The organism is Streptomyces sp. NPDC058257 (assembly GCF_042881845.1).
GTDB lineage: Bacteria > Actinomycetota > Actinomycetes > Streptomycetales > Streptomycetaceae > Streptomyces.
Genome location: NZ_JBHVXJ010000007.1, coordinates 158754 through 179209 on the forward strand (window position 1 = coordinate 158754; position 20456 = coordinate 179209).

Annotated in this window: 16 protein-coding genes; 5 read left to right on the top strand and 11 right to left on the bottom strand. The window is 70.5% G+C overall.

Features of this window, described 5'->3' with window-relative positions:
• Positions 1-3: 3 nt before the first annotated feature.
• From ACFVXC_RS19360 to ACFVXC_RS19375, 4 genes are all read right to left on the bottom strand, one after another.
• Entirely contained in the window at positions 4-897 is an 894-nt protein-coding gene (locus ACFVXC_RS19360; protein ID WP_389906630.1) for an aminoglycoside phosphotransferase family protein, read from the bottom strand.
• Positions 898-915: 18 nt separating this feature from the next.
• The gene (locus tag ACFVXC_RS19365) at positions 916-2175 is read right to left on the bottom strand and encodes an MFS transporter (RefSeq protein ID WP_389906631.1); all 1260 of its coding nucleotides are present in this window, start codon (positions 2173-2175) and stop codon (positions 916-918) included.
• A gap of 199 nt (positions 2176-2374) precedes the next feature.
• Positions 2375-2866, bottom strand: coding sequence for a GNAT family N-acetyltransferase (locus ACFVXC_RS19370; protein WP_389906632.1), 492 nt, complete (start codon positions 2864-2866; stop codon positions 2375-2377).
• Positions 2867-2911: 45 nt separating this feature from the next.
• The gene (locus tag ACFVXC_RS19375) at positions 2912-4237 is read right to left on the bottom strand and encodes a M64 family metallopeptidase (protein ID WP_389906633.1); all 1326 of its coding nucleotides are present in this window, start codon (positions 4235-4237) and stop codon (positions 2912-2914) included.
• 229 nt (positions 4238-4466) lie between these two features.
• Between ACFVXC_RS19375 and ACFVXC_RS19380 the strand changes: the two genes are divergently transcribed.
• The 3 genes from ACFVXC_RS19380 (at position 4467) to ACFVXC_RS19390 (ending at position 7142) form a co-directional block, all read left to right on the top strand.
• The gene (locus ACFVXC_RS19380) at positions 4467-5888 is read left to right on the top strand and encodes a helix-turn-helix domain-containing protein (RefSeq protein ID WP_389906634.1); all 1422 of its coding nucleotides are present in this window, start codon (positions 4467-4469) and stop codon (positions 5886-5888) included.
• A 206-nt stretch (positions 5889-6094) separates the two neighbouring features.
• Complete coding sequence (locus ACFVXC_RS19385) at positions 6095-6595, top strand: hypothetical protein (protein ID WP_389906635.1); 501 nt, start codon at positions 6095-6097, stop codon at positions 6593-6595.
• Between the two features lie 160 nt (positions 6596-6755).
• Complete coding sequence (locus tag ACFVXC_RS19390) at positions 6756-7142, top strand: PPOX class F420-dependent oxidoreductase (protein ID WP_389906636.1); 387 nt, start codon at positions 6756-6758, stop codon at positions 7140-7142.
• Between the two features lie 9 nt (positions 7143-7151).
• On the opposite strand, the gene ACFVXC_RS19395 is transcribed toward ACFVXC_RS19390, so the two are convergent.
• Both ACFVXC_RS19395 and ACFVXC_RS19400 read right to left on the bottom strand, forming a co-directional pair.
• Positions 7152-8180 carry a tetratricopeptide repeat protein gene (locus ACFVXC_RS19395; RefSeq protein ID WP_389906637.1) on the bottom strand — a complete coding sequence of 343 codons (1029 nt, stop codon included), beginning with the start codon at positions 8178-8180 and terminating at the stop codon, positions 7152-7154.
• A gap of 194 nt (positions 8181-8374) precedes the next feature.
• Positions 8375-9565 carry a hypothetical protein gene (locus tag ACFVXC_RS19400; RefSeq protein ID WP_389906638.1) on the bottom strand — a complete coding sequence of 397 codons (1191 nt, stop codon included), beginning with the start codon at positions 9563-9565 and terminating at the stop codon, positions 8375-8377.
• A 369-nt stretch (positions 9566-9934) separates the two neighbouring features.
• Between ACFVXC_RS19400 and ACFVXC_RS19405 the strand changes: the two genes are divergently transcribed.
• Positions 9935-12169, top strand: a complete 2235-nt coding sequence (locus tag ACFVXC_RS19405; protein ID WP_389906639.1) for an MMPL family transporter — start codon at positions 9935-9937, stop codon at positions 12167-12169.
• Positions 12170-12273: 104 nt separating this feature from the next.
• Here the strand turns inward: ACFVXC_RS19405 and ACFVXC_RS19410 are convergent, their stop codons facing one another.
• The 5 genes from ACFVXC_RS19410 to ACFVXC_RS19430 all read right to left on the bottom strand — a co-directional run bounded on the left by ACFVXC_RS19410 (position 12274) and on the right by ACFVXC_RS19430 (position 17964).
• A complete protein-coding gene (locus ACFVXC_RS19410; RefSeq protein WP_389906640.1) occupies positions 12274-13326 on the bottom strand; it encodes a DUF3048 domain-containing protein in 1053 nt (350 codons plus the stop codon).
• A 354-nt stretch (positions 13327-13680) separates the two neighbouring features.
• Positions 13681-14826: a S1 family peptidase gene (locus ACFVXC_RS19415; protein WP_389906641.1), complete on the bottom strand. Its 1146-nt coding sequence runs from the start codon at positions 14824-14826 to the stop codon at positions 13681-13683.
• Between the two features lie 272 nt (positions 14827-15098).
• Positions 15099-16214: a serine hydrolase domain-containing protein gene (locus ACFVXC_RS19420; protein WP_389906642.1), complete on the bottom strand. Its 1116-nt coding sequence runs from the start codon at positions 16212-16214 to the stop codon at positions 15099-15101.
• Positions 16211-17143, bottom strand: a complete 933-nt coding sequence (locus ACFVXC_RS19425) for a DUF6895 family protein (RefSeq protein ID WP_389906643.1) — start codon at positions 17141-17143, stop codon at positions 16211-16213. Before ACFVXC_RS19425 ends, ACFVXC_RS19420 begins: the two co-directional genes overlap by 4 nt.
• Positions 17140-17964, bottom strand: a complete 825-nt coding sequence (locus ACFVXC_RS19430; protein WP_389906644.1) for a hypothetical protein — start codon at positions 17962-17964, stop codon at positions 17140-17142. The genes ACFVXC_RS19425 and ACFVXC_RS19430 overlap by 4 nt, the downstream gene beginning before the upstream one ends.
• Before the next feature lie 496 nt (positions 17965-18460).
• On the opposite strand from ACFVXC_RS19430, the gene ACFVXC_RS19435 reads away from it, so the two are divergent.
• The gene (locus tag ACFVXC_RS19435; protein WP_389906645.1) at positions 18461-20413 is read left to right on the top strand and encodes a M13 family metallopeptidase; all 1953 of its coding nucleotides are present in this window, start codon (positions 18461-18463) and stop codon (positions 20411-20413) included.
• Positions 20414-20456 lie beyond the last annotated feature (43 nt).

The window sequence follows — 20456 nt, forward strand, 5'->3', positions numbered from 1 at the left end:
CCGTCAGCTGTCCGCCAGCACACGAGCGAGCGCTGCCCGGCCCGCGACTCCCCAGGTGGGCTTCCCGCCGGGGAGACCCTGCTCCCCCGCCTGGCCGATGTGGACGAGCCCGACGGCCCGGTACAGCGCCCAGCCCCGGGCGCGTCGGATGGTGGCCTCGTCGGCGCGGGCGTACGTGTCGAAGAACCGTGCCGCCGCGCCCGCGGGGAGCAGCAGCCACGCGGCCGAGAGGTCGGTCGCCGGGTCGCCCGCGCAGAGTTCACCGAAGTCGATCACTCCGGACAGCGTGCCGTCGGATACGACGACGTTCGCGGGATGAAGGTCACCGTGCAGCCAGAGGGGCGGACCCGCCGGGCCGGGGGCTGAGAGCGCGTCCTCCCAGATGTCGGGGGCACCGGTGAAATCGACGGTGGAGGCGACGGACTTGAAGCCCTGCGTGAACTCGTGCGCGAAAGTGCTGAGGGGAACGCCCCGCAAGGGATTGGCCGGTGCGTCGGCGGGCGCGTCCACGTGGAGCGCCCTGAGGAACTCCGCCAAGGCGTCGGCGGCGTGGTCGGCCCTGCTGATCGTGGCGCGGTCGAGCGGTTCGCCGTGGACCCAGGTGGCGATGGTCCAGGGCTTCGGGAAGCGCGCGGACGGTGCGCTGATCCGCAGGGGTGTCGGCACCGGGAGCGGAAGGCGCGGGGCCAGAGCGGGGAGCCAGTGGTGCTCTTTGCGCAGGAGATCCGGAGCGCGTTCCGTGCACGGCAGTCGTACGGCCAAATCATCGCCCAGGCGCCAGAGTTGGTTGTCCCAGCCGGTGACCGTGCCGTGGAGGACAAGGTCCGCGAGGTCCGGATGCTGCTCATGGAGCAGGCAGCGGACCATTGCCTCATCGATCTCGGCGACATCGCTCATGTGCGCGGAACCCACTCCTCAGCCTGCCGGTAGTCGGCCGGTGAATATACCCTCCGCAGCCCCGGCCCCGGCCTCGGCCCGCGCGCGCTCCGCCCACCGCACCGCGGGACCCATCGCGAGGCCCGCGACGAGGAAGATCCCGCCGAGGAGCAGCCAGCCGGGTACGCCCCACACCACCAGGAGCGAGGTCAGCAGGAGCGGGCCGAGGGTACGGGATACGGGGACTCCGGTGCCGAAGAACCCCTGGTACTGGCCCACTTGGTGCGCGGGTGCCAGGTCGAAGCTGATCTGCCAGGAGCCCGCGGACTGCTGCATCTCCGCGATGACCTGGAGCACCGCACCCGCCACCAGGATCGCCACGGTCGCCCACACCGGAGGCCCCGTGGCGGAGAACGCGAAGACCACGCACGAGGCGAGCATGACGAGACCGGAGTGCCGCACCGCGCGCGTGGCCGTGCGCGGTCCGCTGACGCCACGGGCCATACGGACCTGGAAGGCCATCACCGCAAGGGTGTTGAGGACGAAGAGCGCCGAGACCAGCCAGCTCGGCGCGTCCGTCCGGTCCACCACCCACAGCGGAATCGCGAGGCTCAGCAGCGGCATTCGCAGCAGCAGGATCGCGTTGAGCGCGGTGATGACGGAGTACGGACGGTCGTGGAGCACGGCCAGGCGTGGCTCGCCCTGCTCGCGGGCCGCGGTCCGCGGCACCGCGGGCAGCCGGAGCAGTACGAGTGCGCAGAGCAGGAAGCTGGCCGCGTCCAGCGCGAAGACCGCCAGGTACGCGCCGCGCGTGTCGTGCCGCAGGGCAAGGCCACCGAGCGCGGCACCGACGGCGAGACCGGCGTTGAGCGTGGACTGGAGGTGGGCCAGTACGCCGGTACGCGCCGCGGGGGTCACCAGACCCGCGAGCAGCGCCTGCCGTGCCGCGGCGAGAGCGCACTGGGCGACGGCGTACAGGCAGGCCGCGAGGAGGAACGGGACGAAGGAGCGGATGAACAGGAAGGAGGCGACCGACGCGCTGGTGACCAGGGCGAGCAGCACCGCCGTGCCGCGCGGCCCCTTGCGATCGGCCAGCGCGCCCAGCGGTACACCCGTCACGGAACCGATGGCCCAGGCAGCCGTGAGGGCCAGCCCGATCTGCGTGGGGGAGAGGCCGACGACCCGGGTGAAGTACAGGGCCGATGTCACGTAGTAGGCGCCGTCGCCGAGCGAATTGCTCAGCTGGGCGGCGGCGAGCACGCGTGGCGCTCCGGTCGGCGGCAGGATCTGAATCGGCACAAGGCTCCCCCGGGCAGGCGGCCGCTGGGCCGTCTCTTCACTGATGAGGGGAGGCTAGCCAGCCAAATGGTCGAGCCTGTGGACCATTTACGCATCGGAAGCCTGGGCCAATTCTTCCCTGCCGGGCGCCTCTGCCGGGCGCCTCTGTCGGGCGCCTCTGTCGGGCGCCCCTGGCGCTCGCCTCCCTGCCGCCGCTGAGTCAGCCCGGTCGGCGCACCATGAAGACGTCGACCGGGTCTTCGCTCTCGACGCTGAAACCGTGCCGCTCGTAGAGGCGCCGGGCCGCGCTGCCCCGCAGGACGTTCAGGCGGACGTCGGCGCCCTCGGCGTCGGTCCGGTCGAGCAGCTCGCGCAGCACGGCCGAACCGAGGCCGCGACCGTGGAGGGCCGGGGCGAGGTAGAAGTGTTCGAGCCACTGCGCGTCCTCGTCCGGTCGCAGGGCCACGCAGCCCGCGAAGGCGCCGTCGGCGACGACGATCGAGGTGTGCCGGGGAGTGAACGCGTCCCGCAGTCTCTGGCGAACCCGAACCTCGTCGAACCGGCCGAGCCGCTCAAGATCCGGTCGCATCACGATCGCACGCAGCTCGACCATGGGTTCGAGGTCGGTGAACTCGGCGGCCCGCAGCACCCATCCCGGGACGGGTGCCGTAGGTGCCGCCGCCTCCGGCGACTGCGTCGCATGCGTGGTCATGGCCGAAGTATCCCCTGGTGACCGCTGGGTGACCGCTGCGGCCTGTCAGCGCATGACCTGCCAGCTGAGCGAGCCGGTCAGGAGCCTTAGTGGTTCCGGGGCGCGGACCGCGTCGGTCGGGTCGGTGGCGCGTGCCGTGACGGTGTGCGCCTGGCCGTCGGCGGGTACCCCGAGCGAGCCGGGGGTCACGCTGCTCTCGCCCCGCGCCTGCCGTGCCTCGCGGCCGTCGACGTACCAGCGCACCCGTGCGTGGGAGGACGCCTCGACGCGCATCCGCTCGGTGCCGCGCAGCTGCCGGTCGGTGGGTGTGACACCGGTGAGGACGGGCGCGTGCTTGTGGAAGCCCGCGATCATCGCCTCGCGTCCGGGGAGATTGAACTCGCGGCCCAGCGTGCGCATGATCGAGTCCTCGGTGGGGCGGTTGACGCCGCGCCCGTGGTAGCCGCCGCCCTCGTACGCGCCGACCTTGCCGCCGTCGGGTGATTCCTGGCCGAGCCAGTTGTGCCACTTCGTCTTCCGCGCGGCCATCTCGTCGGCGCTGAGCTTGGTGAGATTGGGCTCGCCGGGCTCGGGGCCGGTGTAGCTGCTGTCGTCGTACCAGTACTCGTCGGCGAGCTTGCCGAGCGAGTGACCTGTCTCGTGGACGGCGACCTGATCGGAGTCGGGGTGGTCGGAGGAGGCGGTGCCTATGCCGTCGTACCCGGAGGGCGAGGTGATGGCGTTGTAGCCGGCGCCGCCGTACTTGGTGGAGTTGCTGAGCACGATGACGAGGTCGGGGTCGGCGGCCTTGCTGGCGTACGCCTCGACCTTGTTGGTGTCGACGCACAGCAGCCGCTCGATGTCGTCGCAGAAGAACGCCGAGTCCAGGGCGGTGTTCTTGCGGACGTCGCTCGTCGGGTCGCCCGAGACACCGGACTGCTGCGAGTGGGCGTCGACGGCCCAGACGTTGAAGAGGTCCTCGTACTCGGCGTACGGCTCGACGGCGGCCATCTCCTTCCACTTGGTGCGCACGTCGGCGTGGAAGTCCTCCTGCTGGGCCGCGGTGTAGCCGTCGCCGATGAAGACGACGTCGACCTTGGTGTCGCTCGGTCCGGCCTCCACGATCGGCAGGACGTCACCGTCGTCCTTGATCGTGGCCTGCTGCTTCCTGTCGAGCGGGGCGGAGGCGGGGACCTGGGTGTGGCGCGGGTGGCTGTCCGGGCCGTTGAAGTACTCGACCTCGACGGGGTCGGCGGAATCGGCGCCGCCGTCCTTGCCCTGGTCCGCGGCGACCGGCGCGGTGGCGGCGAGCGCTGCCGCCAGGGCGACACCTGCGGCCACGGCGAGACGCTTGCGGGATATGCGGGATATGTGGGACGCGTGTCTACGCATGGAAGATCTCCCGGGGATCTGCGCGGACCTGACGGTCGGCAAGTCCGCGACGTAAGTGGGGGGTTAAGGGAGCTTAAGGCGCGGTTCAATGTAGGGGGTGTCGGGAAGGCAGGCAATGCCCGAGGCGCAAGGTGAGGCTGGGAATGGTGAGTTCGCGCCACGCCGTTCCAAGTCCACGTGTTCCAGGCCTGGATGGGATCGGCTCGCATTCGGAGAGGGCGACGAAGAGATGACGGAGAGTGGACTTGGCGGGCCAGGGCGACCTGGAGGAGGAGTGCGGCTCGACGAGGCCGCCGAGATCGGGCGCCGTGTCCTGCGGCTGCGTACGGAACTCGGCCTGACTCAGAAGCAGTTGGCCCGCCCCGCGTACACACCCGCATACGTCTCCACGGTGGAGTCCGGCAAGGCGAGGCCCTCCGAAGCGGCCCTGCGGTACTTGGCGGAGCGTCTCGGCGTCACTCCCGAGGAGCTCGCGACGGGTCGCCCCGCCCGCCTCGCCGCCGAACTGCGGCTGCGTCTGACCGACGCGCGACGCGCCCTCGCCACCGGAACTCCGAAGGACGCTGCCGCGCTCTTCCGTGCCGTGTGCGGCGAGGCCGTCGAGCACGCGCTGCCCGAGGAGCGGGCCGCCGCGCTCCTCGGTCTCGGTGAGTGCCTCCTCGAATCCGGCGATCTCGACGACGCGCACGAGTGCTTCACCTCCGTGGAGCGGCTGCTCGCCGATGAGCCGTTGCCCCGCCGCGTTCCCGCGATCCGTGGCCGTGCCAACGCCCACCGGCTCACGGGTGAACTCCGTTATGCCTGTCATCTGTTGGAGACCGCTCTCGATCAGCTCAACGCCTCCGGCCTGCACGACCCCGACGCGCTGCTCCTCCTCTATTCGGCGTCCATCGCTCCGTACATGGACATGGGCGCACACGAGCGCGCCGCACACGCCGCCGAACTCGCCCTCGCGCTCTCGCCGCGTGTGGACGATCCGGCGCTGCTCGCCGGGATGCATCGCGGGGTGGCCCGTACGCTCATCGCCCAGGGCCGTATCGCCGAGGCCGACGCATCCCTTGCCAGAGCCCAAGGCCTCTATCAGCAGCTGCACATCCGCACCGAACTCGCCCACTGCCACTGGATGCGCGGCTATGTGCACGCCCAGGACGGCGACCTGGAACGCGCCGAGAGCGAACTGCGCACCGCACACGACATGCTCACCGCCAAGCGGGCCGCGCTCTACGCCGACCAGGTCGAGGTGGAACTCGCGGACGTGCTGCGCCGACGAGGCAAGGTCCAAGAGGCCGAGGCGCTGCTGAGGCCGCTGCTGACAGGAGACAGAGAACCCGCGGAGACCGCGCGGACCCCGGTCCTCAGGTCCGGACGCGGCGCGGTGCACGTGGGTGCCGCGCACCGGCTGCTCGGCCTCATCGCGGAGGAGTGCGGTGACACCGCCGCGGCTGAGGAGCACTACCGCGCCGGACTGCCGCTGCTCGAACGCGCGGGCGCGGCAGGGGACGTGGCCGCACTGTGCTGCCTCCTCGGTGATCTGCTCCGGCGCACGGGCCGGACGGAGGCCGCCCTGGATGTCTACCGCACCGGCCTCGCCCACCGGGCGACCCCGGGCACGACCACGCTGGGCTCCGCCCCCGCGCCACCGCCGATGTGAGCGGGCGGAAGTCCTAATTCCGGTCTACTGGGCGATTGTCCGGCTTTTGTCACGGTGCTGTGCACTCAGGCAACTGATGTCCCCTCATGTCCCTCCGCCTGCTAAAAATACGGGCGGCACAGCGACGAAGACGGACCTGTGCGAACGCATCGCACCGTTTCGAAAGTTGGGCCCGCGAGGGCCACAGGGGGAAAGGCGACAGTCTGATGAACCACGCACGTACGACCGCCGCGGTACTGGCCACGGCGGGGGCTCTCACCGCCGCTCAGCTCGGCCTGGCCGGATCCGCGTCCGCAGCGGACGCACCGAAGGCGCCCAAGGCGTCGGCTGCCTCGGCGCAGAGCTCCGGCTGCCCGATCGACATCGTCTACACGTCCCGGTTCTACATCGGCGCGGGTGGCTGGGTGAAGGGCGACGGCCTGTACTTCGGCCTCAAGAACAAGAGCACCAAGAGCTTCAAGAAGGTCACCTTCACCGTCACCAACGTGAAGAACGTGCGCTTCGGCACGGCGAAGGCGAAGGGCGGCAAGGTCTCGCACAAGACCTCGAAGACCGTCTCCGTCTACGACAAGAGCCTGAAGGGCAAGGCCAGCCTCGGGGTCAGGGTCAAGACGCGCCTGCTGAACACCAGGTCCTACAAGGTCAAGTTCAAGGTCCACGGCAACGGCTGGAACTGCGCCGTCAACCAGGGCACGTGGGGCGCCTGACCGTCGCGCAGCTCACACCTCCGGGGCCCTGATCCGTCCGGGCCCCGGAGGCACGCTTGATCGTGCGGCGAACCTGATCGCTAGTAGCATCCGCCCCACAGGCTGACTGAGCCTGAGTCTGAGGCGACAGTCTGAGGCGACAAGAGGTCTGGAGCGGCACGTGGACGAGGTAGCACAGACGCGACTCGGCGCCGGTAAGTACCTGCTGGTCACCAGCTACCGCAAGAACGGCACCCCGGTGCCGACCCCCGTCTGGGTCGTCGAGGACGGCGCCGCGCTGGGTGCCTGGACGGCCACGGACTCCTGGAAGGTCAAGCGGATCCGCAACCGCGCCGACGTCCTGATCGGCCCCTGCGACCTGCGGGGCAACCCGACCGGCGAGCAGATCCCCGCCACCGCCGAGATCTGCGACCCCAAGGTGACGGCGCGCTACCGCACCCTCATCGCGCGCAAGTACGGCCTGGTCGGCCGCCTCACCCTGCTCGGCAGCAAGCTCCGGCGCGGCGCGAGCAGCACGGTGGGCATCCGCATCACGCCTGCCGGGTGACGCCCCACGTCACGTCATGCTCGGCTCCGGGGCCAGCTCGTTCCTGAAGGCGATGGCCCCGTCCCGTGCCTGCCGCAGGCCGATGCGCGCGAAGTCCCTTTCCAGCTCGGCGAGCTCGGTCAGCGTCTCGCTCCGGTCGCGGCCGAGCCTGGCACGGGACTTGACCAGGCCGAGCCGGGACAGGGCCACGCCACGCGGCTCGCGCATGGCGCTGAATTCCTCCAGGGCAATGGCGTACATCTCGCGTGCCGCGTCGTAACTCCCGTCCCGGTAAAGGACGTTGCCGCGCATCTTGTGGTTGTACGCGAGTGCGCCGGCCAGATCCATGGTCCGGCAGATGACCTCCGCCTCCGAGAGCAGAGTGAGCGCGCGCTCCGCCTCGCCCCGCAGCGAGAGGACGTCGGCGACCCCGCGCAGCGACCAGGCGCGCCCCCGCGCGTCCTGTGCGTCGCCCGCGATCCGGACGCACTCCTCGAACAGCTGGAGCGCCTCGGTGTAGTCGCCGGTGTTCCGCCGCATCTGGGCGATGCCGGACATCGCCCACACCATGTGCCGCGCCTCGCCGTGCTTCCGGCCCTGTTCGAGCAGTTGCTCGTGGAGCGCCGCCACCGCCGCGTAGTCCCCCTGGATGCGTCCGGTCTCGGCGAGCCCGGCGAGCGCGTAGCCGTGCGCGAGGCGCTCCCCGCTGTCGGCGGCCAGCGCGACTCCCCAGGTCAGAAGCCGCCGGGCGAGCCGCAGCCGGCCGCACTGGCGGGCGAGCGTACCGCCGCTCCACAGAGCCCAGGCCATGGCGCCCGCTTCCCCCGCGGCGCGTGCGCTGCGGTAGCTCTGCCGCCAGGCGTCGCCCGCGTCGTCCACCTGGCCGAGCCGCCGGTTGGCCTCGGCCAGGGCCAGTGCGGCACGCGACCTCTCCAGCGCGGTGTCCGCCTCGGCGAGGGCGCGGCCCGCCTGCGTCAGTACCTCCTCGTAGGAGGAGTTCACCCCGAGTGCCGAACCCAACTCGCCTTGATATTCAGGCGCGAATGCCTTGCCGTGCATAGCTCCATGACCCCTCGATCAACTCCGTACGTCGGTCTTCGTACGTTGATCAAGAAGCTACGAGCGAGGCGGGGTCCGGCGAATCCCTCCGCGTATGGGTCATGCCGTACGACTCAAGGGGTACGGGCGGGGCCATGGTCATCATCGGGACGTACGGGGAGGGCGGGGGACCGGCGGCGGTCAGCCGGTCTCCTCTAGCTGCTTTCCTCGGCGGCAGCGGGATCGGCGGCAGCGGAATCGGCGGCGCCCGCCGTCGCCGTCTGCAGCGCCGTGATGCACGCGGCGATCGATTGCTGCAGTTCCTCGAGGCGTCGCAGCATGTCGTCCTCGTAGATGTCGTCGACCTCGGCGTCGTCGAAGGTCAGCTCCTCGAAGACCTTCGTCGCCTTCTGCAGGCTGCTGTAGAACTTCGCGCGGCGCTCCTGCACCCTCAGCTGCGGGTCGCTCTGGACGGTCTGGGCGACCAGGTCCTTCACGGTGTCGTACGCCTCGCGGGCCCACTCGCCAGAGTCCTCGCCCTCGTCGAGCTCGTCGATGAGGGACAGGTGGCGCTCGGCCTCCTCCTTGAGCTCCGCGGGCGCGTCGATCAGCTGGCCCGCAGGCGTCTTGACCTGCCCCTTGTCGACGATCTGGCGTACGTAGTCGACGCGGTCGCCCGCCTTCGCCTCGGCGGCGACGGCCTTCTTGAGGTCGTCGGCCCGGACGATGTCGCGGACGAGCTCGGTGCGCAGCGCCGGGTCCTCGCCGAGCCGGTCCATCAGCGCGCGCCGCGCCGCCTCGGCGGTCCCGGGGTCGGCGAGGATCGCGGCCCGCAGCGCGGTGGGGTTCTCGGCGACCTCCAGGGCCTTGGTGGGGCGGATGCCCTCGGCCTCGGCGGCCTCCGTGATCGCGGTGCCGCGCGGGGAGAGAGCGCTGGAGCGGGAGGTGTAGTAGATCAACCAGGCGTCGGAGTCCGGAAGTTCGATGTCCTCGCCGGGCGTGAGCGCCTCGAAGTGGGGTACGAGACCGTCGTCAGCGGCCTTGTCCCAGGCTTTGTAGTAGCGCATGACGCGCTCGGCGGAGCAGTCGGCGAGATCGCTGAACTCCTTCGCCGAGACCTTCGGCGTCTCGTCGGCGCCCATCCCGCCGGGGCGCACACTGCGCGCCACCTTCAGAGCGAAGGTCCAGCCGCCGGTCCGTGCGTAGGCTCCGAAATCACGGGCGTCTTGGGCCACCGCCTCGGGCGCGCCGTCCGACGGGATCGCGGCGGAGTCGTCCGACGGGTCCGCGGCGGAGTCGTCCGACAGGACCGCCGCGGGGTCGTCCGACGGGACGGCCGCAGGGGCGTCCACCGAGGGGTCGTCGGAGGAGTCGGCGGCTTCAGACGGCGCGATGGCAAGAGTCACGAAGGTTCTCCTGGATGGTGATGACAAGTATCTGAGAGCTGACTCGACACCTTATCTCTCCTATTGCGGTGTTATGAGGGCGAGTTGTTGCGGGGTGAACAGGTGTCCCACGGTACGGAGGTGAAGCCTCCGGTGATCAAGGGTGTGATGTGGGGTCTACACACTCTGACCACATCTCCTACCCGAGGATGACCTGGCGTGCGCGGCACTACAGCGCCCGTGGGCGCAGAGTCCGACTCTGAGTCTGACTTCCGGGCCGTTCGAGCCCTGGACTATTAAGAGGAAACCTGCTGACCGCCCTGACGTGCGCTGATCGTGCCGCGGGGGGTGTCACCCTGCCTGCCAAACTCGACGGGAGCCCCTTTCGCCGTGGCTACGTTCCTCTACAAACTGGGCCGCCTCGCCTTCCGGCGACGCCGCTATGTAGCACTGATGTGGGTGGTGCTGCTCGCCGGCGTCGGCTTCTCCGCGAGCGCGGCACCCGCACCGCCCGAAGACTCCTTCTCCATGCCGGGGACGGAGTCCCAGAAGGCCTTCGACCTCCTCGACGAGAAGTTCCCCGCGGCCAGCGCCGAGGGCGCCACGGCCCGTGTCGTCATCCGCGCCCCCGAGGGCGAGAAGCTGACCGAGACCGGCCCCAAGGCCGACGTCGAGAAGCTGGTCAAGACCCTGGGCGCCGGTCCGCAGGTCTCGGAGGTCGCCGACCCCTTCAAGGCCAACGCCGTCAGCAAGGACGGCACCACCGCGTACGCGTCCGTCACATACAAGGTGGCCGCCACCGAGCTGACCGACAAGGCGCGTGACGCGCTGACCGAGGCCACCGACGACACCCGCAAGGACGGCTTCACCGTCGAGACCGGCGGCGACGCCGTCATGGCCGAGCAGGAGATGGGCGGATCCGCCGAACTCATCGGCATCGCGGTCTCCGCGGTCGTCCTGATCATCACCTTCGGCTCGATGGTCGCCGCGGGCATGCCGCTCCTCACCGCCATCATCGGCGTGGGCATCGGCGTCTCGGGCATCGCGGCCCTCGGCAGCGTCCTCGACCTGTCCGGCACGACCTCGACGCTCGCCATGATGATCGGCCTCGCCGTCGGCATCGACTACGCCCTCTTCATCGTCTCCCGCTTCCGAGCGGAGATCGCGGACGGCCGGGAACCGGAGGAGGCGGCGGGCCGTGCCACCGGCACCGCGGGATCCGCCGTGGTGTTCGCCGGACTCACCGTCATCGTGGCGCTCTCCGGTCTCGCGATCGTCAACATCCCGATCCTCACCAAGATGGGCCTGGCCGCGGCCGGTACGGTCGCCATAGCCGTGCTCATCGCACTCACCATGATCCCCGCGCTGCTGGGCTTCGCGGGCAAGAAGGTGCTGCGCCGCAAGGACCGCAAGAAGCCCGTGAGCGAGCTGCGGGACGAGAACGCCAAGCCGAAGCTGGGCACACGCTGGGCACGCTTCGTACTGCGCCGCCCGGTCCCGGTGCTTCTGCTCGCCGTGGTGGGCCTCGGCGTGGTCGCCGTACCGGCGACCAGCCTGGAGCTCGGCCTGCCCGACGAGGGCACGTCCGCGCCCGACACCACGCAGCGCAAGGCGTACGACATGCTGTCCGAGTCCTTCGGCGCCGGCTTCAACGGCCCGCTGATGGTCACCGTCGACACGGGCAAGGACAAGGGTGCGGCCGCCGCGGCCGGTACCGTCGGCAAGGAGGTCGCCAAGATCGACGGCGTTGCCGCCGTCACGCCGGCGAACGGCAACAAGTCCGACGACACCGCGATCTTCAACGTCGTACCGAAGACCGGCCCCAGCGACCACAAGACCGAAGAGGTCGTCAAGACGATCCGCTCGACGGTCGACGGCCTCGGGGACAAGACGGGCTCCGAGGTCCTGGTCACCGGCGCGACCGCCATGACCATCGACTTCTCGCAGACCCTGGACGACGCGCTCCTGCCCTACCTCGGACTCGTCGTCGGCCTGGCCTTCCTGCTCCTGATGCTGGTCTTCCGCTCGGTCCTCGTACCGCTCAAGGCGGCGCTCGGCTTCCTCCTGTCGGTGGCCGCCGCGCTCGGCGCCGTCGTCGCCGTCTTCCAGTGGGGCTGGCTCGCCGACATCGTCGGTGTGGACCAACCGGGCCCGATCATGAGCATGATGCCGATCTTCATGATCGGCGTGGTCTTCGGTCTCGCCATGGACTACGAGGTCTTCCTCGTGACGCGCATGCGTGAGGCGTACGTCCACGGTGCGCGTCCCGGCGAGGCCGTCGTCACCGGCTTCACGCACGGCGGACGGGTCGTGGCCGCCGCGGCGGTCATCATGATCAGCGTCTTCTCCGGCTTCATCATGGAGAACGACGACATGATCAAGATGATGGGCTTCGGCCTGGCCATCGCGGTCCTCTTCGACGCCTTCGTCGTCCGTATGGCCATCGTCCCCGCTGTGCTCGCCCTCCTGGGCAAGGCGGCGTGGTGGCTGCCGAAGTGGCTGAACTGGCTGCTGCCGAACGTCGACGTGGAGGGCGAGAAGCTGCACAAGCAGCTCGGTGACTTCCCCACGGCACGCCAGGAGGACCAGGACCAGGACCGGGAGCTCGAGTCCGTACGCGGCTGAGCCCCTGACGCGTCGACGCTCCACGAGCAGTGACCCCGTCAGCCCGGTGGCCGATCACGGTCACCGGGCTGACGCCTGCTCGGGGCGGCTTACCGACGGTGGGCTCAGCGCTCCGCGTAGACCATCCAGACCTGACCGGGAGCGAAGGGCATCCGCCGGCCGTTGGAGAGCGTGAAGGACGTGCCGCTCGTGGCGCTCGACCGCTTCCAATGGGTCTTGTACGCCTTGCCGCCCCGCAGGACGGTCGCCCTGCCGCTGCCGACCGTCTTGATGTACGGGGTCGCCGCGCCGTTGACGTCCTTGTAGCGCGACGGAGGCATGTTCACGTGCTGGATCACGATGGTCTTCGCGCCGAGCTGCGACCCCGAGGTGCTGCGGGCCGGCGCCCCGTCGAAGAACGCGAGCCAGCGGCGCTGCTGAGGCGACCAGCGGAAGGTGTGACTTGCCGACGCGTAGCGGACGGTCCGCGTCGTGGCGGCGGAGCCGCCTGCCGGCGCCCGGCCGAAGCGGAAGCCGATGTCGGTGGGGTGGTCGGCCCTCGGGGCCGAGCGCAGCACGGACTTGGGGCGGACGAAGAGATTGTGCGGGGCGGGGCGGCTGTCGCTGCGGAAGTAGGCGCCCGGCACCCGGCCGTGCGAGCGGGCGTACAGCGGTGAACGCGTGAGCATCTTGTTCAGCGAACTGCGCACGCCCGAGTAGGCGAGCGCGGGGCGGCCGAACTGCCTCAGGAGCTCGACGTCGGACTCACGGGCGCTGCGCACCGGCCCCACGTAGCGCGGCAGCCGGCTTGAGTACACCCCCATGAGCCTGCTCATGCCGCCCTCGACCTTCTCCACGTACACGATGTCGGCCTGGGCGAGACCCGTGTGCGGGCGGGCCCCGCGCGCGTTGTCGAACTTGACCGCGAGTACCGGGCCCTGATGGGCGCTCAGGCCGGTGAAGGGCGACCGGTCGCGCTGCGGGGCGCTGTCGTCCGCCGGTGCGCTCCCCTGGGCGGCACCCATGGTGAGCGCGCCCACGGCGACCGTGGCAAGAAGTCTTGTGCCGATGCGGATGCGGCGCCGAGCCCCGGCGGACCCAGGGCCTCTCGTGTGGATCAGGCCGGGCTCGCGGGGGCTGGCACGCACATCTGCGGCGTTGACGTCGGGTTTCCCCAAGCTCTCGGTTTTCCCCAGGCTCTCGGTTTTCCCCAAGCTCTCGGCTTTCGCTCGACCAGGGGAGGCCCCATTCGCTCCGTGCCCACGCCCCCCTCCGCCGTGCGGCCGCACGCACCGGCCCCCGCTCCCTGCTCCGGCCTGATCCACACGAGAGGCCCTAGCTGTCATCGCGGTTCTCCGTTCGTCCCCGAACGCGCGGTTCCGGGACCAGTCGTTCCTGGCAGTGGCAGCCGCAGTCCTTCCTCCCCGGTGCCCGGGGTGAACCCGGTTGGGGCCATCCAGCCGCCAGGACTCACCGCAGCGGCGTACGCGCCGGACCCTCCCGCGGGTCCGGCGCGGTCAGCCGTCTCGCCGTCAGGCGGTGTGCAGGGTGAGGCCGTACCGGTTCAGGATCTCGTTGATCGGCTGGTACCAGGTCTCACCGCCGCTGCTGCAGTTGCCCCAGCCGCCGGAGGTGACGCCCTGGGCCTGGTCACCGCTGATGAACGAGCCGCCGGAGTCGCCTCCTTCGGCGCACACGCTGGTCTTGGTCATCTGGTGGACGGCGCCCTGGCTGTAGTTCACGGTCTCGTTCTTGGCGAGCACGTTGCCGCAGTGCCAGTGCGTGGTGGAACCGGAGCGGCAGATCGAGGCCCCGATCGGCGCCTCCGCCGAACCGCGGACGAGCTGGTCGGAGACGGTGCCCCAGCCGAGCACCACCGGGACGGTCCACCAGCCGTTGCCCACGCTGACGTACGCGTAGTCGTTGTCGGGGAACGAGGAACCCTGGAAGTTGCCGATGTTCGAATTGTCCCAGCCGCGCACCGCGGCTCCCGCCTGCCCGCAGTGGCCCGCGGTGACGAACCCGCCGTGCACCGAGAAGCCGATGGAACAGCGGACGTTGCCGGTGTAGTACGGGTCACCGCCCACGGTCCCCGCGGCGAAGGTGCCCGGCGCCTTGGCGACCGTCTCGACCTGTACGGGGCCCGACTGCCGGGCGCGTTCGACGAAGCGTTGGACATCGTTGTCGTCCTTCTGAGCGGCGACGACGTTCACCACGATCTTGTTGCTTCGCGGTGCCACATGCCAGCTGCTGACGCCCTTGGGCGCGGACAGTGCGTCGATGCGTGCTTTCGCGGCGTCGAGTTCCTTCGCGCTGTGGCGGACCACGCGGACGGTGGCGCCGGTCGCGCGCAGAGCGTCGGTCCTGCCCGCGCTGGTGGTGGCGACGGTCAGCTTTTCGGTGTCCGCGTCGTACCAGGATCCGGCGTATGCCGAACCGGCGGCCCGCTGTGCCGCGCGGTCGACGCGTATCGCGGTCTTCTCGGAGGCGAGGCGTTCGCGTGCCTGGCTCGCGGTGAGCCCGAAGTCGTTCTGCAGGGCGGTGAGCATGCCCGCGGAGGCCGGGGGAGCGCTGGGTGCGGGGGCGGCGCCCGCGGTGGAGGTGAGCGAGGCGCTTGCCCAGGCGCCGACCAGGAGCAAGGACGAGATGGCGATGCGGGCTCCGGTTCTGTGTCTCATGGCAGTGCCCTTTCTGTCGTTCCATCGGGGTGGGGAGGAACAGGGTGATGAGAGCGCTCTCACGATGAGTTCAGGCGGAGCATAGGAGTGGCCTGGCGGTCATGTCCATACCAACTAGGCGCCATCGGAAGGCAATTGGCGCAGGGGTGCCGTTTCCGGTCTCGCTGTTCGTGCCCGAACCGGGCGGCGTCGCCTACCGGCCGAGCGGGGTCGACTGCTCGGCGCTGATGGCCCTTCCGGGCGGGGTGTGCGGCGGCCGGTGTCGCGCGTGCTCAGGCAGCGGCGGACGCGTCGTGGGCGAGAGCCCGCAGGTCCAGATAGGCGCGCTGGATGAAGGCGCCGGTGAGCGCCGGGCTCGTGTTGGCCAGCGCGGTGAGAGCCACGCCGGTCTGCGGGCTGAACCCCGCGAAGGCGGTGAAGCCCCGAGTGCCGCCGGAGTGGTGATAGAGGTCGTGACCCGGGCGGGGTCTGATGTTCCAGATCAGGCCGATGCGACTGCCGGTGCGCGGCAGGGCGATCCTGGGTTTCGTGACGTCGGTGAGGGCGGTCCGCAGCGTGTCGGGGACGGCGGGCGGAGCGGCGGGCTCGAGGAGGGCGTCGAGAGCCGTCAGCAGGTCGCGGGCGCTGGAGCGGACGGCGCCGGCGGCGGGCAGGACGGGCATCTGCCATGCGGGGCGCTCTCTGCGGTGCCAGTGGCCGATGGCCTGTGGCTGGTCGGCGGCGCAGTTGGTACGGGTCAGCCCGAGCGGCCTCAGGACGCGCTCGGAGAGCAGCCGGTCGAAGCCTCCGTCGGCGGGGGCAGGACCGGTGGGGCCGTCCACGGCACGGGTGAGCAGATCACCGAGCAGGCCCACGCCGAAGTTGGAGTAGTGCACCCGGGTGCCGGGCGCGGCCCGCGGCCGGGTGAGGGTGAGGGCGCGGCGCAGATCGGCGGGGGAGTAGCCGGCGTAGGGGTTGCTGAACCAGGACGGTGCGCCGCGGCGCAGAAAGCCGGGCGGCAGGCGGGGCAGGCCCGAGGTGTGGGTGGCCAGATGGAGGAGGGTGATGCGGCTGTCCTGGAGATGGGGAGCGGCGGCACGGGGCAGGAAGCGGGAGATCGGGTCGTCGAGAGCGACTTCGCCGCGTGCCGCCATCTCGGCCAGAAGGAGGGCGGTGAACGTCTTGGTGAGCGAACCGATCTCGAACCGTGTGTCCGGACCTGCCGGTGCCCCGCCGCGCCATGCCGTGTCGCCGGTGACGAGCACGACGTATTCGCAGCCGCGCCGCACCGCCAGGGCCACTGTGCTGGCCCCGGCGGCGCCGCGCAGGCCGCCGAGCAGGTCCGTCGCCCATGCGGGCCCCGCGACAGCCGACTCCTGTCCGGCTCGCACGGCGCCGCGGGGGCTCACCGGTACGCTGTTTCGCCGCCCAGTGCCCGGGACACGGCGAGGGTCCCGGCGACGGCGGCGACCACGGTGGTGTGCTGATGGTCGGCGAAGCGGCGCTCCGGATCGTCGGCGACCGGGTCGCCGTCGCGGGGCATCAGACCGTCCGTGTGCTGGACCCGGGCCAGTCGTTCCCAGTCCGAGGCCGTGCAGTACGGCTCCGTGAGACAGCAGCCGACGATCATCAGCTCGGCGACCAGGTCCCACTGCTCGATCTCGGCCCAGATGTCGATCCACACGGGCAGCCAGGTGGCGACGTAGGCGGTGAGTTCCTCGGTCAGGCCGGAAGGGCGGGCACCCCAGTCGGTGAGGTGGAACACCGTGTGGGTGAGGCAGTAGCCGGTCATCCAGTCGATGAGCCAGGGCTCGGGAGTCGCGCCGAGCCAGGTGGCGCGGGTCAGCGTCGGCCAGTCGTACGAGCGTCCGTCCTGGTCGAGGCCCACGACGCGAGCCGCGTTGGCGACGGCGAGCCGCCGGTTGGGCAGGATCTCGACAGCCCGTACGGAGCGCAGTGCCCCGGTGTGGGCGAGCAGGTTCTCCAGGGGCTCGTGGCGGAGCCCGCCGCGAGCGAAGGGGGCGTACGTTTCCAGGGGGTCGGTCATCATCGAGTACCGCAGCTGCCGTTCGTAGAGCATGTCGCCATCGCCGAGCTGGCGCCAGCAGAAGTCCATGAGCTCGCGGGCGAACCGGAGCTCGGTGCTGCCGGACACCGACTCCCGCAGGACGAGCGAGGCGGCGAGCGCGCTCTCGGCCAGCGGTTTGTACACGCTGTCGGGTTCGCCGAGGTCGGCGGTGGAGTCGGCGGGCAGGGCGCCGAGCTCCCGCTGCGTGTGGAGCCACGCGAGCGCCCGCGAGCTGACCTCGTGCGCGGTCTGAGTCACGGACGTCGTCATAGGCCCTCCAGGGCAAGGAGTCGCCGGCTGATCGCGACGTCGAGAGCGAGCCGCGAGCCGCCGCCGTGCAGGCCGATGTGCTCGACCAGGGGCACCGGGTCGAGCGGCAGGCGGGCGCCCTCGGCGGCCAGCAGGGCGAGCCAGCGGGTGATGCGGGCGGCGGTGGAGAAGTCGCGCCGCAGCACGGCGCGCGTGGCTCCCCGCGCGAGGACGAGTGGCGCCGCACGCGCCGCGTCGTGTACGGGCCCGTCGAGTCCGGGCAGCGCGAGCGGGGAGAGCTGGCCCATCCGCACGGACCAGATCTGCCAGGGGACGCCCGGACGATCGGTGGCGCCGGTGGCCACAGGGGGTTCCGGCTCCGTGAGCTCGGGTGCTCCGGTGGGGCGGCGCACGAGGGCGGTGCCCGGGTCGAGGCCTCCGTCGGCTCCGTGTCCGGCGACGTCGGGGAGAGCGGTCCCCGCTCCCGTGAACCGGGCGAGCAGCGTCGTCGTGGCCCAGTCCCGCCAGGCGACGAGCCAGGGCTCGACGGTTCCGGCCGGGGGCGGGGCGGGAGTGCTCAGCGGGGGCGGAAACACCTCGAAGGACTGGGTCACGGCCGCCGCGTCCTGCGGGTGGAACACGGCCTCGGCCAGAAGATAGGGGGCGAAGGTGTCGGCCCCGAGGATACGGATGGCTGCGAGGGCGGCCTGGGGGTCGTGCGCCGTCTCGACGTGCTCGGCGATCGTGGCCGTGCCCTCGATGCCGCGCAGGGCATCGAGGGCACGGAGAGCCAGATCGGCGGCAGACCCCGCATACGCGGCCTCTGACCGATCAGGACTCACTTGTCCTTCGGCTCCTTCGGTTCCTTCGGCGAGAGCAGCGCCAGGAGAAGCAGCGCGGCGGAGGCCTCCGGCGCGTACGTCGGCGCGTCGCTCAGGATGGCCTCTGGCTCCACCATGGCCGTACTGAGCGCGGTTGCGTCCGTCGAAGTTGTCAGAAGTGGTGTGTGCTGAGCAAGCATCAGTGCCTCCTCGTTGAAAGTCGCCACTCTGTCCAGTGGCGCCCACCCCCGAATAATTTTAGGGCAGTTCATCCTCTATGTCTGTTCGGGGCGGTCGGCCCCGTATCAGCGGGCGTGCCCGGTGCGGAAAAGGCGCCGAGCGAGACTGGGGTGCGGTCTACGCCTTTCCCTTTACGCCCGTGGCCCCGGTGGCCGGGGCGCGGACCGTGACGGCGCGGCATCTGCGGGAGTACGTCGAGAGCTGAGTCGGGGTCCGCGTCCGGTCCGCGTCGACAAGCCGATCGTGCTCGGGCGTGGTGTCCGCGTAGGGTGCGTGAATGAGCATGCTGGATGACGCCCGCGCGGGCATGAACCCTGAGATCCGGCCGCAGGACGACCTGTTCGGCCACGTCAACGGTCACTGGCTGGAGACCGAGGCGATCCCCGACGATCGCTCCAGCTGGGGCCCCTTCGTGCAGTTGGTCGACACTGCCGAGGAACAAGTGAAGGTGATCATCCAGGAGCTTGCGGCGGACGGCGCAGGCTCGGATGACGCGCGCAAGATCGCCACGCTGTACGCCTCGTTCATGGACGAGGAGGCGATCAACGCCCGCGGGCTCGCTCCCGCGCAGCCCTTGATCGACGCCGTCGCGGGGCTGCGGGACAACCGGGAGCTCGCGGCGTTCCTCGGCCGCTTCGAGCGGATCGGCGGCTCCGGTCTCTTCGGCTCCTACATCGACTCGGACGACCGCGACTCCGACCGCTACCTCTTCAACGTCCTCCAGGGCGGACTCGGCCTGCCCGACGAGTCGTACTACCGCGACGAGAAGTTCGCCGAGATCCGCGAGAAGTACGTCGCCTACCTCACCGACCTGCTCACCCTCGGGCAGCACGCCTCGCCAGAGGAAGCCGCGAAGACGGTCCTCGCCCTGGAGACCCGTCTTGCCGCAGGGCACTGGGAGCGGGCCGAGACGCGTGACGTGCAGAAGACCTACAACCTCACCACCCTGGACGAACTGATCGCCCTGGCACCGGAGTTCGACTGGCGCGGCTATGTCGAGGGGCTCGGCGGCTCGGACGCCACCATCGCCGAGACGTGTGTCCGTCAGCCGTCCTACCTCGCCCACCTGTCCACGGCCCTCGCCGAGGTGCCGATCGAGCAGTGGCGCGACTGGGCACTGGTCCGGGTCCTGCGCTCGTGCGCGCCCTACCTCACGGACGCGTTCGTGGAGAAGAACTTCGAGTTCTACGGCCGCACCCTCAACGGCACTCCGGAGCTGCGCGCCCGGTGGAAGCGGGCGGTCGCCTTCGTCGAGGGCTCCATCGGTGAGGCCGTCGGCAAGGAGTACGTGGCACGGCACTTCCCGCCGAGCTCCAAGGCGATCATGGACGACCTCGTCGGCAACCTCCTGGAGGCCTACCGCCAGTCGATCGCCCGCCTGGACTGGATGACGGACGAGACGAAGGAGCGCGCGTACGAGAAGCTCGCCACGTTCCGCCCCAAGATCGGCTACCCGGACACCTTCCGCGACTACTCGGCTCTTGAGGTCTCCGGCGACGACCTGCTCGGCAACGCGCACGCGGCGGACGCCTTCGAGTCCGACCGGCAGCTCGCCAAGATCGGCGCGCCGGTCGACCGTGACGAGTGGTTCATGCTGCCGCAGACGGTCAACGCCTACTACAACCCGGGCACGAACGAGATCTGCTTCCCCGCCGGCATCCTGCAGAAGCCGTTCTTCTCGCCCGACGCCGACCCGGCCGAGAACTACGGCGGCATCGGCTCGGTCATCGGCCACGAGATCGGCCACGGCTTCGACGACCAGGGCGCTCAGTACGACGGCGCGGGCAACCTCAACGACTGGTGGACCGCGGACGACAAGACCGCGTTCGAGGCCAAGTCGAAGGCACTGGTGAAGCAGTACGACGCCTTCTCGCCGCGCAACCTCCCCGACGAGTTCGTCAACGGCTCGCTGACGGTGGGCGAGAACATCGGCGACCTGGGTGGCCTGACCATCGGGCACACGGCCTTCCGTATCGCGCTCGACGGCGTCCCGATGCCGGAGAGTGACGGTCTGACAGGATCCCAGCGGCTCTTCATGAACTGGGCCTACTGCTGGCGCACCAAGCGCCGCAAGGAGCAGGAGCAGCAGTACCTCACCATCGACCCGCACTCGCCGCCCGAGTTCCGGGCCAACATCGTGCGCAACCTCGAGGAGTTCCACGAGGCGTTCGCGACGGCGGAGGGCGACGGGCTCTGGCTGGACCGCGCGGAGCGCGTCAGGATCTGGTGAACTCCCGGCGGCCGCGGCGTTCTTGCCGCGGCCGTCGGCCTGA

Coding starts and splice junctions, on each gene's coding strand:
- ACFVXC_RS19380 (WP_389906634.1), top strand. CDS start 4,467: ATGACGGAGAGTGGACTTGGCGGGCCAGGGCGACCTGGAGGAGGAGTG.
- ACFVXC_RS19385 (WP_389906635.1), top strand. CDS start 6,095: ATGAACCACGCACGTACGACCGCCGCGGTACTGGCCACGGCGGGGGCT.
- ACFVXC_RS19370 (WP_389906632.1), bottom strand. CDS start 2,866: ATGACCACGCATGCGACGCAGTCGCCGGAGGCGGCGGCACCTACGGCA.
- ACFVXC_RS19425 (WP_389906643.1), bottom strand. CDS start 17,143: ATGACGACGTCCGTGACTCAGACCGCGCACGAGGTCAGCTCGCGGGCG.
- ACFVXC_RS19415 (WP_389906641.1), bottom strand. CDS start 14,826: ATGAGACACAGAACCGGAGCCCGCATCGCCATCTCGTCCTTGCTCCTG.
- ACFVXC_RS19375 (WP_389906633.1), bottom strand. CDS start 4,237: ATGCGTAGACACGCGTCCCACATATCCCGCATATCCCGCAAGCGTCTC.
- ACFVXC_RS19360 (WP_389906630.1), bottom strand. CDS start 897: ATGAGCGATGTCGCCGAGATCGATGAGGCAATGGTCCGCTGCCTGCTC.
- ACFVXC_RS19395 (WP_389906637.1), bottom strand. CDS start 8,180: ATGCACGGCAAGGCATTCGCGCCTGAATATCAAGGCGAGTTGGGTTCG.
- ACFVXC_RS19435 (WP_389906645.1), top strand. CDS start 18,461: ATGAGCATGCTGGATGACGCCCGCGCGGGCATGAACCCTGAGATCCGG.